Raw genomic sequence first — 1262 nt, forward strand, 5'->3', positions numbered from 1 at the left:
GCGGGGCATCGCCGGGAGGGCGCTCGGGCTCGCTGGCGCGCCGGCTCGTGCCGTCGTGGCCGACGCTGGTGCTGGCCGCGATCGCCTACGTGCCGCTGCTACTCACCCAGCCGGGGAAGATCGGCGCGGACACCAAGGCATACCTGTATCTCGACCCGGCCCGGATGCTGCGCCGCGCGGTCTCGATGTGGGATCCCGCGATCGGTATGGGTACGGTCACCCACCAGAACATCGGCTACCTGTACCCGCAGGGCCTGTTCTACTGGCTGGCGCAGGTCGCCGGCCTGCCCGACTGGGTCGCGCAGCGGCTGTGGACCGGCTCGATCCTGTTCGGCGCGGGCGCCGGGGTGCTGTTCCTGCTGCGCTCGTTGCGCTGGCCGAACCGGTTCGCGTTCGTCGCCGCGCTCGGCTACATGCTCTCGCCGTACATCCTGGAGTACGTGGCGCGGATCTCGGCGATCCTGCTGCCCTACGCCGGGCTCGGCTGGCTGATCGGGATCACCATCCGGGGGCTGCGCGAGGCGGCGCCCGGCCGGGCCGGCTGGCGGCCGGTGGGCTGGCGCTTCCCCGCCGCGTTCGCCCTGGTCGTGACGACCGTGGGCAGTATCAACGCGTCCAGCCTGATCTTCATCCTGTTCGCGCCGCTGCTGTGGATCCCGTTCGCCGTGTGGGGCACCCGGGAGGTCCGCCTCGGCGCCGCCGCCGCCATGGCCACCCGTGCGGTGCTCGCCATCATCGTGACCTCGGCGTGGTGGATGGCCGGGCTCTACACGCAGGCCGGCTACGGCCTCAACGTGCTCGCGTTCACCGAGACGATCGAAACGGTCGCCAGTAGCTCGCAGGCCTCCGAGGTGCTGCGGGGCCTGGGCAACTGGTTCTTCTACGGCCAGGACGCGCTGGGCCCGTGGATCGGCCCGGCGACCCGGTACACCCAGGTGCTGTGGCTGATCGTGGTCAGTTTCGCGGTGCCGATCCTCGCGGTGGCCGCCGCGTCCGCCGTGCGCTGGGCGCATCGCGGCTACTTCGTCGCGCTGATCCTGCTGGGCACCACGATCGCCGTCGGGGTGTACCCGTACGACGATCCCTCGCCGTGGGGAAAGGTGTTCAAGGACTTCGCGGAGGGGTCGACGGCTGGGCTCGCGCTGCGCTCGCTGCCCAGGGCCGTGCCGATGGTGGCGCTCGGCCTGTCCGTGCTGCTCGCCGGCGGTCTGGCCGCGCTCGAGGAGCGCTACGCCGCGCGGGCGACAAGCCCGCGTCGCGGG

Annotated in this window: 1 protein-coding gene; it reads left to right on the forward strand. The window is 72.1% G+C overall.

Features of this window, described 5'->3' with window-relative positions:
• On the forward strand, positions 1–1262 hold a 1262-nt coding region (locus MXD58_RS27880), incomplete at both ends, for an alpha-(1->3)-arabinofuranosyltransferase domain-containing protein (protein WP_250611148.1).

Origin of the sequence: Frankia sp. AgKG'84/4 (assembly GCF_023242965.2) — a bacterium.
Lineage (GTDB): Bacteria > Actinomycetota > Actinomycetes > Frankiales > Frankiaceae > Frankia.